Source organism: Polaribacter vadi, from assembly GCF_018861005.1.
In the GTDB taxonomy this organism is placed as follows: Bacteria; Bacteroidota; Bacteroidia; order Flavobacteriales; family Flavobacteriaceae; genus Polaribacter; species Polaribacter vadi_A.
The window spans coordinates 22501-42148 of the sequence record NZ_JAHKQL010000003.1 but is presented as its reverse complement, the minus strand read 5'-3'; the positions used below and the strand labels follow the sequence as shown (position 1 = coordinate 42148).

General features: G+C 29.6%; 7 protein-coding genes. 5 read left to right on the top strand and 2 right to left on the bottom strand.

All coding sequences use genetic code 11. The features are described from left to right. Positions 1–21 precede the first annotated feature (21 nt). The 5 genes from KO506_RS02050 to KO506_RS02030 all read left to right on the top strand — a co-directional run bounded on the left by KO506_RS02050 (position 22) and on the right by KO506_RS02030 (position 17381). Positions 22–8586: a LamG-like jellyroll fold domain-containing protein gene (locus KO506_RS02050; protein WP_215993239.1), complete on the top strand. Its 8565-nt coding sequence runs from the start codon at positions 22–24 to the stop codon at positions 8584–8586. Between the two features lies 1 nt (position 8587). Further along, positions 8588–9880 (top strand): hypothetical protein, encoded by a 1293-nt coding sequence (locus KO506_RS02045; protein ID WP_252726752.1) that lies wholly within the window; start codon positions 8588–8590, stop codon positions 9878–9880. A gap of 3 nt (positions 9881–9883) precedes the next feature. Further along, entirely contained in the window at positions 9884–11440 is a 1557-nt protein-coding gene (locus tag KO506_RS02040; RefSeq protein ID WP_215993238.1) for a T9SS type A sorting domain-containing protein, read from the top strand. 104 nt (positions 11441–11544) lie between these two features. Next, complete coding sequence (locus KO506_RS02035; protein ID WP_215993237.1) at positions 11545–14883, top strand: T9SS type B sorting domain-containing protein; 3339 nt, start codon at positions 11545–11547, stop codon at positions 14881–14883. A 116-nt stretch (positions 14884–14999) separates the two neighbouring features. Continuing rightward, positions 15000–17381 (top strand): polysaccharide lyase 6 family protein, encoded by a 2382-nt coding sequence (locus KO506_RS02030; protein WP_215993236.1) that lies wholly within the window; start codon positions 15000–15002, stop codon positions 17379–17381. Positions 17382–17386: 5 nt separating this feature from the next. On the opposite strand, the gene KO506_RS02025 is transcribed toward KO506_RS02030, so the two are convergent. Together KO506_RS02025 and KO506_RS02020 are read right to left on the bottom strand one after the other, a co-directional pair. Continuing rightward, the gene (locus KO506_RS02025) at positions 17387–18238 is read right to left on the bottom strand and encodes a DMT family transporter (protein WP_252726751.1); all 852 of its coding nucleotides are present in this window, start codon (positions 18236–18238) and stop codon (positions 17387–17389) included. Positions 18239–18317: 79 nt separating this feature from the next. Continuing rightward, positions 18318–19646 (bottom strand): RagB/SusD family nutrient uptake outer membrane protein, encoded by a 1329-nt coding sequence (locus KO506_RS02020; protein WP_215993235.1) that lies wholly within the window; start codon positions 19644–19646, stop codon positions 18318–18320. Positions 19647–19648: the final 2 nt, after the last annotated feature.

Below are 19648 nucleotides of genomic sequence, written 5' to 3'. Positions count from 1 at the left end.
TTTTTTTATAAAACTTAAATTATGAAAAAAATATTATACATTTTATATATGTGTTTGGTAACGTATGTTGCCAAGGCACAAGAACAAAGCGATCCCCAAGTTTTTCTGGGCACTGCAGCAGTAGATTATAAATCTGATGCAGCTAACAATAATTTGCAAATTCAAATGCAAGTAGGAAGTGGCGTTCTTTCTGGCTCTTATTATACAAGTAGTAATCTATCTATAAAACCTACCACCATTGGTTTTCCTTATAGTATACTTTATATAGCTTCAACCTTTCATCCAAAAGGTGGTTTAGAAGTTTCTAAAGGATATTATACCAATCGAATAAATATTAAATGGACCTTGAGTGCAAATCAAGAGAAAATAGAAAAAATTAATATTTATAGAAAAGAATTAGGGAGTGTAACATCAGTGCAATTAATTGGTAGCGTTAGTAAAGATGTTTTTGAGTATGATGATACCCAAATAGAAGGTGGAGTTTTATATGAATATAAAATTGAAGCTGTTGGTGTTTCACCTATTGAAGAGTTATATACTACTTTTATAGAAGGTATTGGGTTTAGAAACCCAACTGCCACAGTTTCTGGATCTATAAGTTATGATGGTGGTAGCCCAGTGCAAGATGTTATTGTTTTTGCAGAAGCAAATGGGGCAGAAAACAATTCTGGATCTAGTTTACAGTTTACAAAAGGTTTTCTAGAAATTAATGACATTGAATATGAAATACCTACCAACCAATTAACTTTGCAAACTTGGGTTACAAAATCGAACTATATTATGTCTCTGCGAAACACCAGAGATGGCAATCAAATACAATTAAATGGAGGTAAGTATGTAGAAAATGGCATTCATAAAATAGGTTTAAATCTGATAATAAATGATAAATGGCAAACAATTCATCTCAGCGGTTCTTACCCAACAGGAGAAATAGACAATGAAGGAAATGATGTTTTTGAAAATATTTCTTCTTTAACAGATACCACTTTTATTCATATTTCTGCGGTTTTTGAACAAGGAAGTACAACAAAACTTTATCTTAATGGAAGAGAAATTACCCAAACATATATAGATGGAGTTTCTGGTTCTGATAGCATACCTGCTACAGATACTGAAGCAGCAATTGCTGCCGTTTTAAAACCTACTGTATACATAAGTGAGCGTCAAAATTATGTTGTAGATACTACCATTGATAAAGTAACTTTAGGACAAGGTTTTCAAGGAGGAGGATATACAGGGCATTTAGATGAAGTTAGAATTTGGCAAAGAGCACTTTCTGCTAAAGAAATAAGAAGAGATTTTAGAAGGTATTTAAGTGGTGCTGAAACCGATTTAAGTATTTACTTAAGAATGGATGAAAAAGAAGGGAACAATGTATATGATTTCTCTAGAAAAGGATTTCGTCAAAACAAAAATGATGGTTTTTTTGGAAGTGGTGTTGTTTTTAGTTCAGTAACACCTACAAAAAATCAGTTAGGTGTTTTTGGAGTTACAGATGCAAATGGTAGTTATGCTATTGCTAGTATTGGGTATTCTGGTACTGGAGAGTCTTTTGTTGTTACACCTTCTTTTGGTGTACATGCATTTGAACCTGCCAGTCAAACTGTATTTTTAGGAGCGGAATCAAGTGTTGTAAATCAGTTAAATTTTAAAGATATTTCTTCTTTTAAATTTAATGGTAGAGCTGTGTATAATGTTCAAAATGTATTTAACGCTGTAGATGAAGATGCTTATGCAGGCGCACAAATTGAAGATTATGGGTATAACCAATATAGAATTAATGGAACTGAAATCATTAATAAAGGAGAATATTATTACGAAGGTGGTAGTATAAATTCAACAAATAACCTTTATGAAGGTGGTTCTTTAAAACAATACCCAGTGGTTGGTTTAGAAAAAGCCCTTGTATATATAGATGGCGTCGTTGTAATTAATGAAGATAATGTTCCAGTAGAAACCGATGCTGAAGGAAATTTTAGCGTAAGTGTTCCTATTGGTAAGCATAAAATTGAAGTTAGAAAAGATGGACATACTTTTTCTCATACAGGCTTTTTTCCAGCCTCTGGATCGTTTGATTTTTTTGAAGATCAAATTAGCCCAAGATGGTTTATAGATACTACAAGAATATCATTAGTTGGTAGAGTTGTTGGTGGTAAAATAGAATCGGATAAACCGATAGGTTTTGGTTTGGATGGTGCATTTGAATTTACCAATGAAGCAGGAACTGAAGACGAAGAAAAAGAAATGATTTCATCAACCAACAATATTGGTGTAGCAAATATTATCTTAAAAGGAAAAAGTGTTGATGTAAATACTTTTGAGGTTATAATTCCTACAAATCCTGTAACTGGTGAATATAGTGCTTCTTTAATTCCTTTTACTTATTTTATAAAAGCAGGAGACGTTAAAATCACTTCAAATTCAGCAATTAACAATGCCATTGCTACTACCACTGAATCCTTAAAATTATCAGCAACACCAGTTTTAGATTCTGTTAAATATACAACAAAAGATGGTACAGAACTTTATTCTAAGCCATTTCATTATAAAAAAAGTTTTAGATATAACTCTACAGTAAGTTTAAAATTGATAACACAACAATTTGAAGAGGAATATAGTATTGGAGATACTGCTTTTGATGTTAGTACTTTGGAGGTGCCATTATATTTACAAAATAATGATTATTCTATGGTTTTTGAGGTAACTCAAAACTATATAAACAAAGATGATGTTGCAAATGAAGAAACTAAAGAATATTATAATGAAGGTAGATTTAATATTAATAATAATTTAGCGCCTGCTGGAGATCCACGTATAAAATTTGCGAGACAAGGTGACGTAGCACAATATCTATATACTTTTCAAGCAGCTAAACCAAATCCTTCTGTAGATGCTGGGTTCTCAAATACTATCTCCATAGCATACATTCTTGATGATGATACATCTGTAAATATCTCAAATATAGAAGATGTAAGAACTAAAGGTATCGTTGTTGGTGCAATAGAACCAGAAGGTACAATTTTTGTAACAGTAGCTCCAGAAGTACCAGACATTATTTTAAGAGATCCACCAGGCTCTAATAGTTTTGCAACTATAGAAAAAGGGACTACAATCTCTTTTCAAAAGTCAAATAGTTCATCAGAAGAAGGTTCTGTAGGAGGTGGATTATTCGTTAGCGTTGGTCCTACATTTGAAAGTAATGCTGGGACTCCTTTTTTCACTGTTGGTTTAGCAGTTAGCGCCATAGGTACTGCTGATACTAACTTTTCGAAAACACAACAATTAAATGAAGATGGTTCTTCTACAGAAACCTATGAATTTAATAAAACAATATCAACTAGTGATGACCCAAACGATGTAGGAGCAGATGCAGATATTTATATCGGGAATGCTAAAAATGAATATTATGGAATTTGTAATAAAACATTTATCACAACAACGATACCTACCTTAAAAGAGAATACAGAAGTTCCTTATATTCTTGTTAAAGATGCAAATGGTAACGACCTTTATATTAGTTTTAAAGAAGATTACTTTGTTGCAGAGCAACCTACAAATACTTTCTTTATCTACACACAAAGGCATATTATAGAAACCTTAATACCTAATTTAATAACTAAAGGAAATACAGCACCAGAAACTGTAGCAACAACATCTACAGACCCAGAAGCACCAAAAACTAGACAATTCTATTTAGATCAGGTAGATTCATGGCAAAAAATAATTCAAAATAATGAAAGAGATAAATATTTAGCTTTAAAAGAAAGAGAAACTTTAGAAGCTAAATTAACTACAGACATTGAAATAAAAAATATAGAAAGACAAGCAAGATTAACTGAATTAATGGACTTACCATTTATACTACAACAAGAATATGACTTAACGGAATTTGATTCTCATCAAGTTACTTTAAATAATTTATTTACTGATAATTTTCAATCAAATATAAGTATAGATGCTGGTGTTGGTGAGTTTACTTCTTCTGTTAGTACTTCTATAATCACATCAAAAAGCTACACAAAAACAATAGATATGTCTACTGAATTTATAGGGCAACTGGGTTTGCTTCTTAATGATGTAGGAGCCGTAGGTAGTATAACTGGTACTTCTTCTCTTGTAGATGAAACAGGTTTTTCTACAGATGAAGATTTAACAGCAACTATTTCCTATACTTTAAAAGATAATGATGAAGATAATTTTTTAGCCATAGATATTGTAAATTTATTTGACGGTTTTGGACCAATTTTTATAACAAAAGGTGGTGCAACTTCTTGCCCTAATGAAAAAGTAACTATTTCTAACTATTATAACAATATAGGTTTTGATGAAGCTTTGGTAGGTACTGGTGGCGAAGAATTGAATGCAGGTACAGTTGCTGTATATCAATCAGAAATAGGTGTAGAAGGCGTAACAACATTAACAGACATTCCAGAAAATAGTGGTGCTTTGTTTAATTTAATATTAAAAAACACGAGTGTAACAAAATCAGATTTAGAATACATTATAGAAGTAGATGCCCTAACTTTAAACGGTGCAACCACAAATATAGAAACCAATGGTGTAAATGTATATATTCCTTTTAATGAAACCATAGAATTTCCTTTTGAAGTATATAAAACATCGGCATCAAGCACTTTTAAGTATGATAATATTAGAGTGTATTTAAAAAGTCCTTGTGATGGTCTTACTGATTCTGATACTTTTATAGATGTTTCTGTTGAGTTTAAACCTTCTTGTTCTGAAGTAACTGTTTCTGCACCACAAAATAATTTTATTTTTAATAGAACGGAAGCGTATTCTAAAGATGCAGTGGGTACCATAACTACAAATACATTACCAATTACATTTACAGATTTTAATACCAATTTTGCAAGTTTTAAAAAAATAGAATTGCAATATAGAAATGCTAGTTCTGCGAATTGGATAAAGTTTAAAACCTATTATGGAACAGAAGAATTCAAAATTACTGACGGTGGCAATGCTGATGATATAGTTATAGAGGATTCAGATGCAGAATTTACCTATAACTGGAATATTATTGGTGAAAAAATACCAGATGGTAACTACGAATTTAAAGCAGTTTCTTATTGTACTGCTGATGTAACCTTTGAATCTGATATTGTTACAGGGGTTATCAATTTAAATGCACCTATTCAATTTGGTACACCACAACCTTCTGATGGTATTTTAGATGTTGGAGAAGATATTTCTTTACGATATAATGAAGATATTTTTAAAGGCGGAGCTACAAATATTAAAGTAACAGGTTTAAGCAATCAGCAAGAAATAGATCATAGTGTTTCTGTATTTTTAGATGGTGGAGCAAATCAAATTGAATTGCCAAATCAAATATTGCCAAATGGTTCTTTTACCTTACAGTTTTGGTTTAAAAATGCAACAACACTTGCAACACCTGGCACATTAATTTCACAAGAAAACGGAATTAATGCTAGTTTAAATGGTAGCGAACTTACATTTAGTTTAGGCGGAAAATCAGTAAAAGCAACTATAGATTCTTCTCAATATAATTTCTATTCATTAGTATATCAAACAGGAGCAAATCCTCAATTATTAATTTTTGAAAACGGAGCTGAATTAGCACTAACTGGTAATACAAATTTAACAAGTGATTTAGACTTCAATTCTAACAGTTCAATTTTTATTGGTGGTAACAATGTGAAAGGAAGCATTCATGATCTTCGTTTTTGGTCAAAAACTTTTACACCAGCGCAAGCAACAGTAGCAAAAGACAAAACGTTAACAGGTAGAGAATTAAATTTATTAGGCTACTGGATTTTAGATGAAGGAAATGGTAAAGTTGGTATTGATAAAGCTAAAAGTAGAAACGCAATTGTAAATTTAGATTGGGCTATTAAACCAAAAGGAACTGGGTATGCTTTTGAAAACAATACTTATCTATCTTTAGAAAATGTAGGCTTTGTACAACTAACTGAAGTAGAAGATATAACACTTTCTTTCTGGATAAAAACTGCCACAGCAAGTGTGGGAACTATTTTTTCTAATGGTAGAGGAAATGATGATGAATCAGAACAATCCAATGGTTTTAGAAATAAATGGTCTATAAACATGAAAGCCGATGGTAATCTTGAATTATTGTCAGAAAACATTTCTTACAACTTAACAAATGTATCTGTTGCAGATGATACTTGGCATCATATTGCTTTGGTTCTAAAAAGAGGTGGCTCTTTAAATACCTATGTAAATGCTTTAGAAACTAGTTCTGTTTCTTCTGTAAATATTGGTGGTGTTTCTGGAAATAGGATTATAATTGGAGCAAGATTATTTGAAGATTTTGATTTAAATGAATCCATTGACAATCATTTTACAGGAAATTTAGATGAAATTCGTTTGTGGAATACTGCAAGGAGTTTACAACAAATTAAAAGAGATCGTTATTTTGAAATTGAACGAGATTCTGAAGGTTTACTATTATATACAGATTTTAATCAAGAAGACGGCAACACTACAAAAGGACCTAAATACAATCATTTATTTGTAAATAATACAGTTAGTAGTTCATTTTCAATATTAAGTGCAGCATCAACACAAAATTACACCCAAGATTCACCACCATTAAAACCGAAATTAAAGTTTACAAACATTCCTTTTTCTACTGTTATTAATGGTGATCAAATGATTATTACACCAACATTAACAGAAGAAGAATGGTCGCTTTTTGAAAGTCAAATTTTAGATTTCTCTGTTTCTAGAATGAATGACACCCATTTTAACGAGCAATTATCTCCAATAACTTGGTCAGCATTAGTAAGTAAGCAAGAAATAGAATGGTTTACACAAAACCAAACTAAAGAAATTGTAACTGAAAAAATTGTAAACGAAGTCTATTCTTTTACAATGGATATTGTGAATAAAGGGGGTAGCAATCATACCTATTCAATTAGTGGTTTGCCAACTTGGATAAGTGCTGATAATATTGATGGTTCTGTAGCCCCAAATACCACAAAGCAAGTTATTTTTAGAATTGATGAAGAATTATCAATGGGTATTTATAATGCAGATATCTATTTAGAAACTGCATCTGGATTTAATGATAGATTAACTTTATCATTAAGAGTGATAACACCTGCTCCTGATTGGTCTGTAGAAGCTCCTGATTATTCCAATACTATGAATATTATTGGGAAAATTAAAATTAATGAAATATTTTCTAGAGATCAATTCACTAAAGTTGGTGCTTTTGTAAATGATACACCTAGAGGAGAAGCTTATTTACAATATGATGATGCTTTTGATAGCTATTTTGTGTACTTAACTGCATACAGCAATGTTACAAGTGGTGAAGAAGTAACCTTTAAAATTTGGGATGCTTTAAACGGAAAAGTATTAATAGCAGCAGTTAATAGTTCAACAAACACACTCTTTTTACAGAATGAAGTATTAGGGTCAAAAACAATACCTGTTGTGTTTTCTGGAGCTCAATTTTCCGAGCAAACTACTTTATTAAATAAAGGTTGGACTTGGGCTTCTTTCTTTGTTGAACACGATAATTTTGTAAATATCAAATCAACTTTTGATGGGCTAATTTTAGAAGACGATGATCAAATTAAATCTCAAAATGAATTTACACGTTACGAAAATAACGATTGGTTTGGTTCTTTAACTACTTTAGAAAACACCAAAATGTATAAAGTAAAACTAGCCAATGAAAATTTATTAAAATTAATTGGGAATGATGTAGATGAAGCAAATGTTCATATTGTAATTAATGAAGGTTGGAACTGGTTGGCATACCCAATTCACAGAAATATAAGTTTAGAAGAAGCACTTGCTAATTATAATCCCACAGATGGTGATGTTATAAAAGATCAGTACAATTTTGCAATTTACGATTCAAATTCTGGTTGGAGTGGCACACTTAATTATATGCAATCTAATATAGGGTATATGATAAAATCTGGAGTTGCACAGACATTGAACTATCCAAACTCTAATCACCAACAAAAATCAAACACAACAGGTCAAGAGCATTCATCAGAAACAATTGCTCAGTTTGCAAAATACAGTGTAAATATGAGTGTTGTTGCAGAAGTTATAGCCAATAGTAAGTTTAATACAATTTTAGTATATGATGCTGAAGGTGTTTTAAGAGGAACATCTCCAATTGTTACTTTGAATGAGAAAAGAATGAGTTTTATTGCTGTTTTCAGTAATACAAATGATGCTTTAAAGTTTATAATTTCTGATGGAAATACTGAAGTCGATGTTACTACTAGTTTTGTTTTTGAAAACAATAAAGTATTTGGTAACCTTAAAAACCCAGTGGTATTAAATGCAAAGAGTTTATCAACTGAAGATGTGTTTTTAAGTAATGTTGTTGTGTATCCAAATCCGTTTTCAAATAGTCTGATTATAAACGCTTCTTTACAAACAGACAAGGTTACTAAAATAGAAATATTTAATACAATTGGTATGCGTGTAAATACAATTTCTACCAATAAAGATATTACTACTGTAGATACTTCTAATTTAGCAAAAGGAGTTTATTTAATGAAGTTAAGCGCTTCTAATGGAAAGAGTATTATTAAGAAAATAGTTAAAAAATAAGATGATTAAAAGCTATTTTATTTTTCTATTCTTATGTTTAATCACATTAAACATAAAAGCTCAAAATCCTAATTGGTCTGTAAATACTGCTAGTTATCAATATAGTATGACGTTTACATCCTTTTTAAATATTGACGGCAGAACTCTTACATCTTTAGATGATACAGTTGCTGCTATTGTAAATGATGAAATAAGAGGAGTTTCTAGTGTAGAATATGTAGCTAGTTTAAATAAGTATGTTTCCTATTTATCTGTGTTTGCAAATACCGATAATGAGACCATTTCTTTTAAAATCTATGACAGTACAAATGATAATGTAATTGATGTTGTTAAAACTCAAGACTTTATTATTGATGGTAATATTGGTGGAATTTTACAATCTTTTAGTATTGCAAAACCCGCATTAAATGCTGGGGCTATTTTAAACTCGTTTGCTTTTTCTGGAGTTACAAGTACTTCTCAAACGATCACAAATAACAAGATTGATATTGTTTTACCTTTTGAAACAAATTTAACAAATTTAATTGTTGATTTTTCTTTAAGTGATGGCGCTTCATTTTTGGTTGATAATGAAAAACAAACCTCTGGAGTTTCAAAACAAGATTTTACAAATCCAGTAATCTATAAAGTTTTATCAGAAGACGAATCTAAACTTATAGCATATGAAGTTAATGTTACAATAGAAACAGAAAGTTCAAATCCTCCAGAAATTGTTTTAACAAGTGATTTTGGACTTTTTGTAAACAAAGCACCACTGCTTATAAATTTAGAGACTAGTACTCCACTTACCAATCTTTTAAAAGAAACTATTTCTGTAACAAATGCTATTGTATTATCCGTAGAAAAAAACAACGATTTAAATTATTCAATTCAAATTGTTCCTATTCAGCAAGGAGAATTTTCAATAGAACTTCCTGAAAATTCAGTTCAAAATACTGGTGATGTTGGAAATTTAGCCTCCAACAAATTAGTATTCAATTATGATATTGTAAATCCTTATGTATTATCCACCAAAAGAAATAATCCAATAGATGAAATAACTGATAACGATACTTTGGAGTTCATTGTAATTTTTAGTGAAGCTGTAGAAAATGTATCTGTAACCGATTTTGAAAGTGTTTCTGATTCTGAGATTGCGTTAACCAAAGAAACTGATTCAAAATATATAGTCACAATTACGAATATAGATGATATTAAAGGTGCAGTTTCACTAAACATAAAAGGGACTAATTCGATTAAAGACAAGGCTTCTAATGTATTACTAAACTCTGCTATTAACCCACATCAAAACTAAGGTATGAAAACAATTATCTATAAAATTTTGTGCATAGCATTCACTAGTTTTTGGGTCCAAAATTTAAATGCTCAAGACCCAAATTGGACTGTAAACACATCCAATTATCAATATAGTATGACATTTACTACCTTTTTAAATATAGATGGTAAAACCTTAACAGCTACAAACGACAAAGTTGCAGCTTTTGTAAATGGAGAAATAAGAGGTGTTTCTAATGTTATTTATGAAGCTAATGTAAGTAAATATGTGGCTTATTTATCGGTTTATGCAAATACGAATAATGAAATTATCAACTTTAAAATATATGATAGCGCTAAAGATGTAGTTGTAAATATTGATAAAAATGAAACTTTTGCTCTTGATGGTAATGTTGGTGGAATTTTTCAATCCTATAGTATTGCAAGTCCTGCATTAAGTGATAAAGCTGTTTTTAGTTCTTTTAATTTTTTAGGAATAACTGCTCTAAGTAAAGATATTTCTTCTGATAAAATAAATATTGTGTTGCCAAAAGACACAAATTTGAGTACATTAATTCCTGTTTATAATTCAAGTATTCGTTCAAAAGTTTTTGTGGATGCTATTTTACAAGAGTCAGGCAATTCAACTAAAGATTTTAGGAATCCAATTATTTACAAAGTTTTATCAGAAAACGAAGCAGTTTTAACAACGTATGAAGTTACAGTTACTTCTACTGTAAATGAAAACCCAACAACAGTTACTATTTCTAACGCTAGTAATTTAAATATAGTTCCAATTCCATTAAACATTTCTTTTTCTAATAACATAATAGGCTTTGATGCATCTGATTTTATTATAGAAAATGCAATTATTTCTTCTTTCACTAAAATAGATTCAAAAAACTTTAAAGTAGAAATTATTCCTCTTTCTCAAGGTCTTTTATCAGCGCAAGTTAAAGAGAGTTCAACTATAGATGAAGATAATAATCAAAATGAAATTTCAAATAAACTAGCGATAATTTACGATATTAATAAACCTTTAATACATACTGTTTCTGTAGATACAAATGCTGACTCCTGGTGGTTTATTGTTGATTTTAATGAAGATGTTTTAAACGTTGATAAAACTGATTTTAAGCTAAAAGGAGCAGCAGCAAATGCTTTAGCAATTTCTTCTGTAGAACCATTATCAAAGACGCAATTCAAAGTAAATATTTCAGATATAAATTCAGAAATAGGACTTGTTTCTTTACAGTTAAAAAATGAAAATGATGTAACAGATAACAGTGGTAATACATTAGTTTTATCAGATTTTGAAGCTTATTATTTAAATAATGAAGTGTTATCAATAGAAAATAATTTCTTTTTAGATACTATTTCAATTGCTCCTAATCCTGTTGTAAATCTATTAAAAGTGAGTTTAAAAGAAGGATTCTTAAAACAGGTTGTCATCTTTGATATAAATGGTAAAATCGTTTATTCAAAAAAAAGTAATCAAAATAAAATGACCATTAATTTTGAAAATAAAACTCAAGGAATATATTTTTTAAGAGTTATCTCTGATAAAGGAATTCAGACAAAAAAGATTATCAAAATTTAGATAATAACAGATACAAATTCCGTAATTATATTGCAGAAGCAATTCAATACAGAAGTTTAGACAGAGATGGTTGGTTGAGGTAATTTTTCATATTTTTGAAGTCTATGAAAAGACTTTTACCTCTATTTATTTTTTGCTTTTTATTTTATTTAAACATTAACTCACAAATTACACTTACTCATAATGTAGGGAATACACCAATAAAAACTGATTGGGAATCTTGTGATGATGAAGAGTCTTGGGCTAGAACATTTACACTTTCTGAATTTGGAATCTCTGAAACAGATCAATTTATAATTACTTCTGGACAAACTGCAATTAGCAACTCATACAATGGAGCAAGAATAAGCATAGGAGTTTTTAGTATTGATGATAATTTCCCAAACTCAAATACAACATATCTTGGAGGAGGATCTGTTACAACTCCTGAAATTGGGAGTACTCCAGAAATCATTACCATTAATTTTAATAGAGCTATTGTTATTCCATCAAAGGCTACTAATATTTTAGTTACTATCTCACAATCTGATGATATTTATAATTCTAATTATAAGAAAGTTTTAATTGCAGGTACAAATCAAGACAGTGATGTTTCTTGGTTTAGCGGTTGTAGAAAATATTCTTGGACAACAACTGATAAATTAGATAGTCCAAAACCAAATGCTAATTTTTTTATTAATGTTACAGGAGAAAAAAGAAGTCTAATTAATACAAAATCAAATTTAACATTGTCTTCTAATGTTAGTGATGAAGTATTTGAAACTGGTATTTATGGATGTAGTTGGGGTGGAGTTAGTTGGTCAAAAACTTTTAATTTATCAGACTTTGGAATTACTGAAAATGAAGAATATATTATTAATTCAGGTCAAATTGGTATAGTAGAGTCTAATGAATGGGATACTAATATTGAATTTAACATCTATGAAATTGATGATGATTTCCCTGATTCTTTTTCGGAAACAAAACTTATAGGGAAAAGTCAAAGTTTATCAAAATTTGGAAGTCCTCAAAATGCTCATATATCAATTATTTATTTTGATAATCCAATAATTATTGATGCAAGTGTAAAAAAAATTCTAGTTGAGGTAAAACAACTCTCTAGTTTATCTAGTGCTGCTGTAGCTTTTGCAGCAGGAACAAAAGTAGATAATGGTATCTCTTGGTTTAAATCTTATAATGGAGGTTGTCCTCCTTATAATGAATTTAAAAAAACCTCTGATTTAGGAATACCAGATGCTAACTTTTTTATAACAGTAAATGGAGAAGCAAAAACAATACTTCCTTTCGAAATTACCAATGATAATACTTGTAGTAACTTAACAAATAATCTTAGTTTAACCAATCAATCAGAAATAAAGTCTGTTGTTTGGAATTTTGATGATCCAAGTTCTGGCGCAAATAATACTTCTACTGATATTGATGTAAATCATCAATTTTCTAGTCCAGGCATTTATAATGTTACTGCAGAAGTGGTTCACTTAGATAATACTAGCTATACAATACCTAAAGAAATTGAAATTTTTGAAGCACCAAACATCAACACACCTGTTTCTCTAAAACAATGTGACAATTCCGATATTAATGGCTTTAGCTTTTTCAACTTAAATGAAGTAAAAGAAGAAATTATTACAAATTCCGATGATTATACCATCACTTTTTATGAAGAAAAAATAGATGCTGAAAATAATGGAGTTTCAATAACTGATGTTACAACCTATAAAAACGAAATTGTAAGTGTAGATAAAGTTTGGGCTAGAGTAGAAAACTCAAATGGATGTTATAGAGTAAGTGAAGTAAATCTTTTTGTTTCTACGACTCAAATTCCTGCAACATTATTAAATTCATTTTATCAATGTGATGATGGAACAAATACAACTGATGGCATTGCTACTTTCAATTTTAGTTCAGTAACTTCAGATATTGAAAATATTTTTCCAACTGGTCAACTATTAATTATCAATTATTATAGAAATGAAGATGATGCTTTAGCTGAAGAAAATGCAATAACTGATATAACAAATTATCAAAATATTGGCTACCCAAATCAACAAAATATTTACATTCGAGTTGATAGTAAATTTGATAACGACTGCTTAGGTTTAGGTGCTCATATTTCTTTAAATGTAGAAAACATACCTATTGCAAATTCAGTAACTATAAATCCAGAATGTGATAATGATAGAGATGGGTTTTATTCTTTTGATACATCTACAATTCAAAATACAATTATAGGTAGTCAAACAGATGTTACTGTTACTTATTTTGATGAAAATGGTTCACAATTATCAAGCCCTTTACCAAATCCGTTTATAACAAAAACTCAAAATATTACTGTTAAAATAGAAAACACATACTCTAAAGATTTAGATGGTAAATGTTATGATGAAACTACGATTAACTTTATAGTAAATACTGTACCAATTGCAAATCCTATTTTACCACAAGAAGAATGTGATGACGATTTTGATGGAATTATTGGTTTTGATACTTCCAACATAGAAAGCACAATTATAGGCACCCAAACTAATTTGATAGTAAAATATTTTGATGAGAATAATAATGCATTACCTAGTCCTTTACCAAATCCTTTTTATACATCTTCTCAAACAATTAAAGTTCGTTTAGAAAACCCTACTTATGATATTTGTTTTGAAGAAACTACTATCGATTTTATAGTAAGAGAAAAACCAACTGTAAATTTAATTTCAGACGATATTATATGTATCACAAATAACTCTCAGTTAGAAATTACAGTAGAAAACCCTAATTCTGATTATTCTTACACTTGGAGAGATGAAAATAATAATATTGTTGGCAATTCATTTTCCACAACTGTATATAAAGGAGGCACCTTCAATGTTATAGCAACCTCTATCTATGGATGTGATTCTGACAAAGAAGAAATTCTAATCAAAGAATCTTCTGTTTCAAAAATCACAATAAATGATATTGAAGTACAAGACGATTCTGAAAACAATTTTATTAAAATAAACACCTCTAATTTAGGATTAGGAGATTATGAATTTAGACTTTTAGATGATAATTTAAATGTTTTATTTAATTATCAAAGTGATCCTAATTTTGAAAATTTAGAAGGCGGGAATTATATATTAGAGGTTAACGATTTAAATAATTGTGGTAGTGTGCCTTTTGAAATTTCCTTAATAAGTTTTCCTGATTATTTTACTCCAAATGCAGATGGAAACAATGATTACTGGCAAATTAAAGGAATTAATAAAAGTTATTATAAAGAAGGTACCATCAGTATATTTAACAGATATGGTAAACAAATTACAACCTTTACTATTAATGATTTGGGTTGGGATGGTACGTATAATGGAAACATTTTAAGTTCTAACAACTACTGGTTTAGAGCAATATTAGTCAACCAACAAGATCAAATAAAAAGTAGAACTGGAAATTTTAGTTTGATTAGAAAATAATTATAATTTTATCGTATATTTGGTAAACCAATTTGGTAAACCAATTAAATATATAGCTTTACTATATTTTGGCTCATTTATTGAATAAAAATAAAGCAAGTAAAACTTATAGATATATGAAAAAAATAGCACTAATTTTAATCATAATATTGTCTTTAACCAGTTTAAAAACAAATGCTCAAGAAACTTTAGTTTCTAACATTAACGAATATAATACTGCTATTAAAAATGCAGTTCCAGGTACAACCATAATTCTTAAAAATGGAATTTGGAAAGATGTAAAAATAAACGCTTTTGGTAATGGTGTAGATGGAAACCCAATTGTTGTAAAGGCAGAAACTGCAGGAGAAGTTATCATTTCTGGTAATTCTACCTTAAATATTTATGGCGAATATGTAATTGTAAGCGGTTTGTGGTTTAAAGACGGTGATTCTAATTATAAATCTGTTGTTCAGTTTCGTAAAGATTCTAAAACCTTTGCAAACAACTGCCGTTTTGCAAATTCAACGATTTCTTATTACAAAGTTGCAGACGGAATTAAAGATCATTGGGTAGATATTTGGGGAAAAAATAACAGAGTAGATCATAATAATTTTACTGGTAAAACAAGCCCTGGAACTACTGTTGTAGTTTGGTTAAAAGGCGAAGAACACATAGAAAACAATCATAAAATAGATAATAATTTCTTCGGATCTAGACCTGAATTAGGTACAAATGGAGGAGAAACTATCAGAATTGGTACAAGTGCAAATTCGATGAAATCTTCTAAAACAATTGTAGAAAGAAATATTTTTGCCAATTGTGATGGAGAAATCGAAATTATATCAAACAAATCTGGTGATAATATTTTTAGAGATAATTTATTTGTGGGTAGTAAAGGTTGTTTAACCTTACGTCATGGAAATAATGCTTTAGTAGAAAGAAATGTTTTTTTAGGAAACGGAGTTTCTAAAACTGGTGGAATTAGAGTTATAAATGCAGGGCATATCATCAGAAATAATTTAATGGTTGGTTTGTTAGGCGATGGTTATAGAGGTTCTCTTGTATTGATGAATGGTGTTCCAAATTCGCCTTTAAACAGATACCATCAAGTAAATAATGTAGATATTCAAAACAATACAATTATAAATTCTGGACCAATTGCTTTTGGTGAAGGTAAAGATGATGAAAAATCATTATCACCTAAAAATGTAAACTTTGCTAACAATATATTTTATCATAGTTCAGCATCAGAAAACGTATTATTTGTAGATGAAACTGCTAACATCAATTTTAATAATAATTATATTGATGCTAAAGGAGCTCCTGTAAAAGGGTTTAAAAACACAAAAATAGACTGGAAAGAAATTAAGAGTTTTCCAATTCCAACCAAACAAAATCCAGATTTATTGGTTGTTTCTAAAAATGATAAAAGTCCGGAAAGAGATATTACAAAAGCTGTTAGACAAATTTTTAATGCTGGCGCTTTTAATTTAGATGCTACAAAATTACCTAAAGCCTTAGGTTTAAGAGCTGGTCCAGGTTGGAAACCAGATATAGTAGCTCCAATTATTAAACCTGCTGATATTGCAGTAAAACCCGGTACAGAAACTTTAAGAAAAGCCATAGATAAAGCTGCACCTGGATCTACAATTCGTTTAAATACTGGAGAGTATGTTGCTGAAAAAACAATAAAAATTAGCAAAGAAATTACAATTATTGGTGATAAAGAAGGTGCAACAATCATAAAATCTAGAGATGGTTTAGAAAAACCTTTGAGTTATTTTTTTAGAGTTAACGAAGGCGCAAAATTAACGTTAAGAAATGTTACTATTGATGGTGAAGCCTCTAATGTAAAATATGCAATTGTATCACCAGATAAAAAAGAAAAAGGTCTTTATAATTTATTTGTAAATAATGTTGTATTCAAAAACTTTACAAACAAAGATGGAGGATCTATTTTTAAGGCATATAATGGCACTAAAGCAGATACCTTAAGCTTTGTAAACACTATGTTCGAAAACAGTTATAGAGGCTTAAATTTATCTTACGATAAAGATGTTATGGGTTTTTATAATGCAAACTTTATAATCTTAGAAAACAGTGTTTTTAAAGATATTGAAGAAGCTGCAGTAAATTATGTTAGAACTACCCCTTTAGAAGATCTTCCAGGAGGTAAATTAATAGTTACAAACTGCATTTTTAGCAATGTATTTAATGAAGAAAAAGGGAAAATTTTAAAAACTAACGGAATTCAAATTGTAGAAATTAAAAATTCTGTGTTTGAGAACAGTTATAAAACTCAAACACCAATAGACTTAAAAGGTAAATTCAATTTTATAACCAATTCTTTAATCTACAATAGTGGTTTTGTAAAAATAAGCAAAGGAGCTAAAAAAGAGAATCTTTTATACAAGAACCCAAAATGGGAAAAGAACGATTTATTTATACCAAGTAAAAAATCTGTTTTGCTAAAAGAAAATAATGATATTGATACAATTGGTTTACTAAAAGAGTAAAACTGTTATTTTTGATGTGTGTTTTTTCTTTTGATGTAAATATTGTAAACTAAACCAAATAGAATTAGAAAAACACCTAAAAGTGTTAATAAATTATAGATTTCTCCAAACCAAAAAGCACCTATAATTATTGCAAAAATTACTTCTAAATTCTTAAGAGGAGCAACAAGATTGGTTTCATTGGTCTGAAAAGCTTTGGTCATATATAACTGACCAATATAACCTAAAACACCTAAACTTAGTAATAAAAGCCATTCTGTTGGTTTTGGGTTTATCCAATTGTTGATAGACATTAATCCGCCAAAAACAAAAGCTGTAACCATAAAATAATTGATAATTACCAAAGGATGTTCTTTGCTACCAATTTTACGAATTAAAACAAAAACTAATCCTTGAAAAACAGCTGATATTAATACAAATATCAAACCTAATGTATTTACGTCTGCACCAAAACCTTTTATCATTAAAACACCTACAAAAGCTAATAAAAACAAAAACCATTGAATGGTTTTAATTTTTTCTTTCAATAAAAAAAATGCAAGTATGGCTGCAAATATGGGTGATGTATACCTTAAAGAAACTGAAGTTCCTACAGGTAAATAATTTAAAGACTGAAAAAAACAAGTTAACGAAATTACTCCTACAATTGCACGTGTTAATAATAACTTTTTATTGGTACCTAAAAGTGGAATTTTAGATTTTAAAATTAATGGTAAAGTAAAAACCAAAGTACCTATAGATCTAAAAAAGACAATTTGATATACATTAAAAACAGATAAGTATTTAACAACTGCATTCATAATTGCAAAAGCAATTACACTAAATATCATAAAAATAATTGCCTTGTTATTTTTCATAACTAATATTTTATATAAAAGGAAAAAGTCGTTTTGTAAAATTACAAAACGACTTTTAATATAAACAAATCAAATAAAATTAATATCCTGAATTTTGTGTAATTACACCACCAGTTGCTAATATTTCAGAAACCGGAATTGGAAATAAGTAATAATCACTATTTACAGTTGTTCCCATTTCAGCATTAACACTATTGGTTCTTACCAAATCATCCCATCTTTTACCTTCAAAAGCTAATTCTAATCTTCTTTCTTCTAAAATTGCAGTTCTAGCTTCAGCTTGAGTAGATGCTGTAGAGTTATTTAACCCTGCTCTATTTCTAATTTTGTCTAATTGAGTAACAGCAGCAGCAGTACTTCCGTTTTCATTTAATGCTTCTGCATATAATAAGATAACGTCTGCTAATCTAATTTCAATCCAATCATGCTCACCTCCAAGACCTCCATCTTTTGGAAATTTAATTGCAGTAGTACCCGCATCACTTAAAGTAACAGCTCTTCTTAAATCTGTACCACCACCATTTGCATCACTAGCATCGAAAGCAGCAACTAAATCTGGATCTACAGGAAAATCTGCTTTAGAATCATCACCAACAAACCAGTTCCAAAAATCAGAACCAAAAGAATATTCATCTACAATAGAACTAGATACTTGAGTAGAAAAAATAATTTCTGAATTTTCTATTTCATTATCAGCTCCAAATATTTCGCTAAAGTCATCTTTTAAAGCAATTCCAGCTCCAGAAGCTCCGTTTACAACAGCTGCAAGTTGCGTTTCTGCACTAGCATAATTACCCATAGCTGCATATACTTTACCTAATAAAGCTTGTGCTGCGTATTTAGATGCTCTACCATTATCTATGGTAGCAGATAAATCTGCAATAGCATCATTTAAATCTGGAATAACAACATTGTTATAAACATCTGTAGCAGGTGTTCTAGCTAAGATTGATGTATCTGTTAAACTTGGTGCCGCAGATAAATTAACTGTAACAGCTCCAAAAGATTTTACTAATTTGTAGTAAGATAAAGCTCTTAAAAACTTAGCTTCTGCAATATGTGTTGCATTTGTTGAGTTTTCAATAACATTGTTTGCACTTAAAATAGACTTATACATTGCAGTGTATAATGGACCAAAAAACTGGTCTTCCATTGTTGTCAAATTATTTGTGTAAACATCAAACTCTGTATATGGAGCCTCGTCCATTACTGCGTTATCTGATCTAAATTCACCCATTACTGCTAATGGAGTAACACTACTTAATTGATAGTAATAAGCTGCATTCAAAACACCTTCAAAATCAGTTAAAGAGTCTGCACTTGCTAAATTTGGTGGAGCTTGATCTAAATCTGTTGAACATGCTGTTGCTATAAACAACGATGTTAATAATATATATATTTTTTTCATTT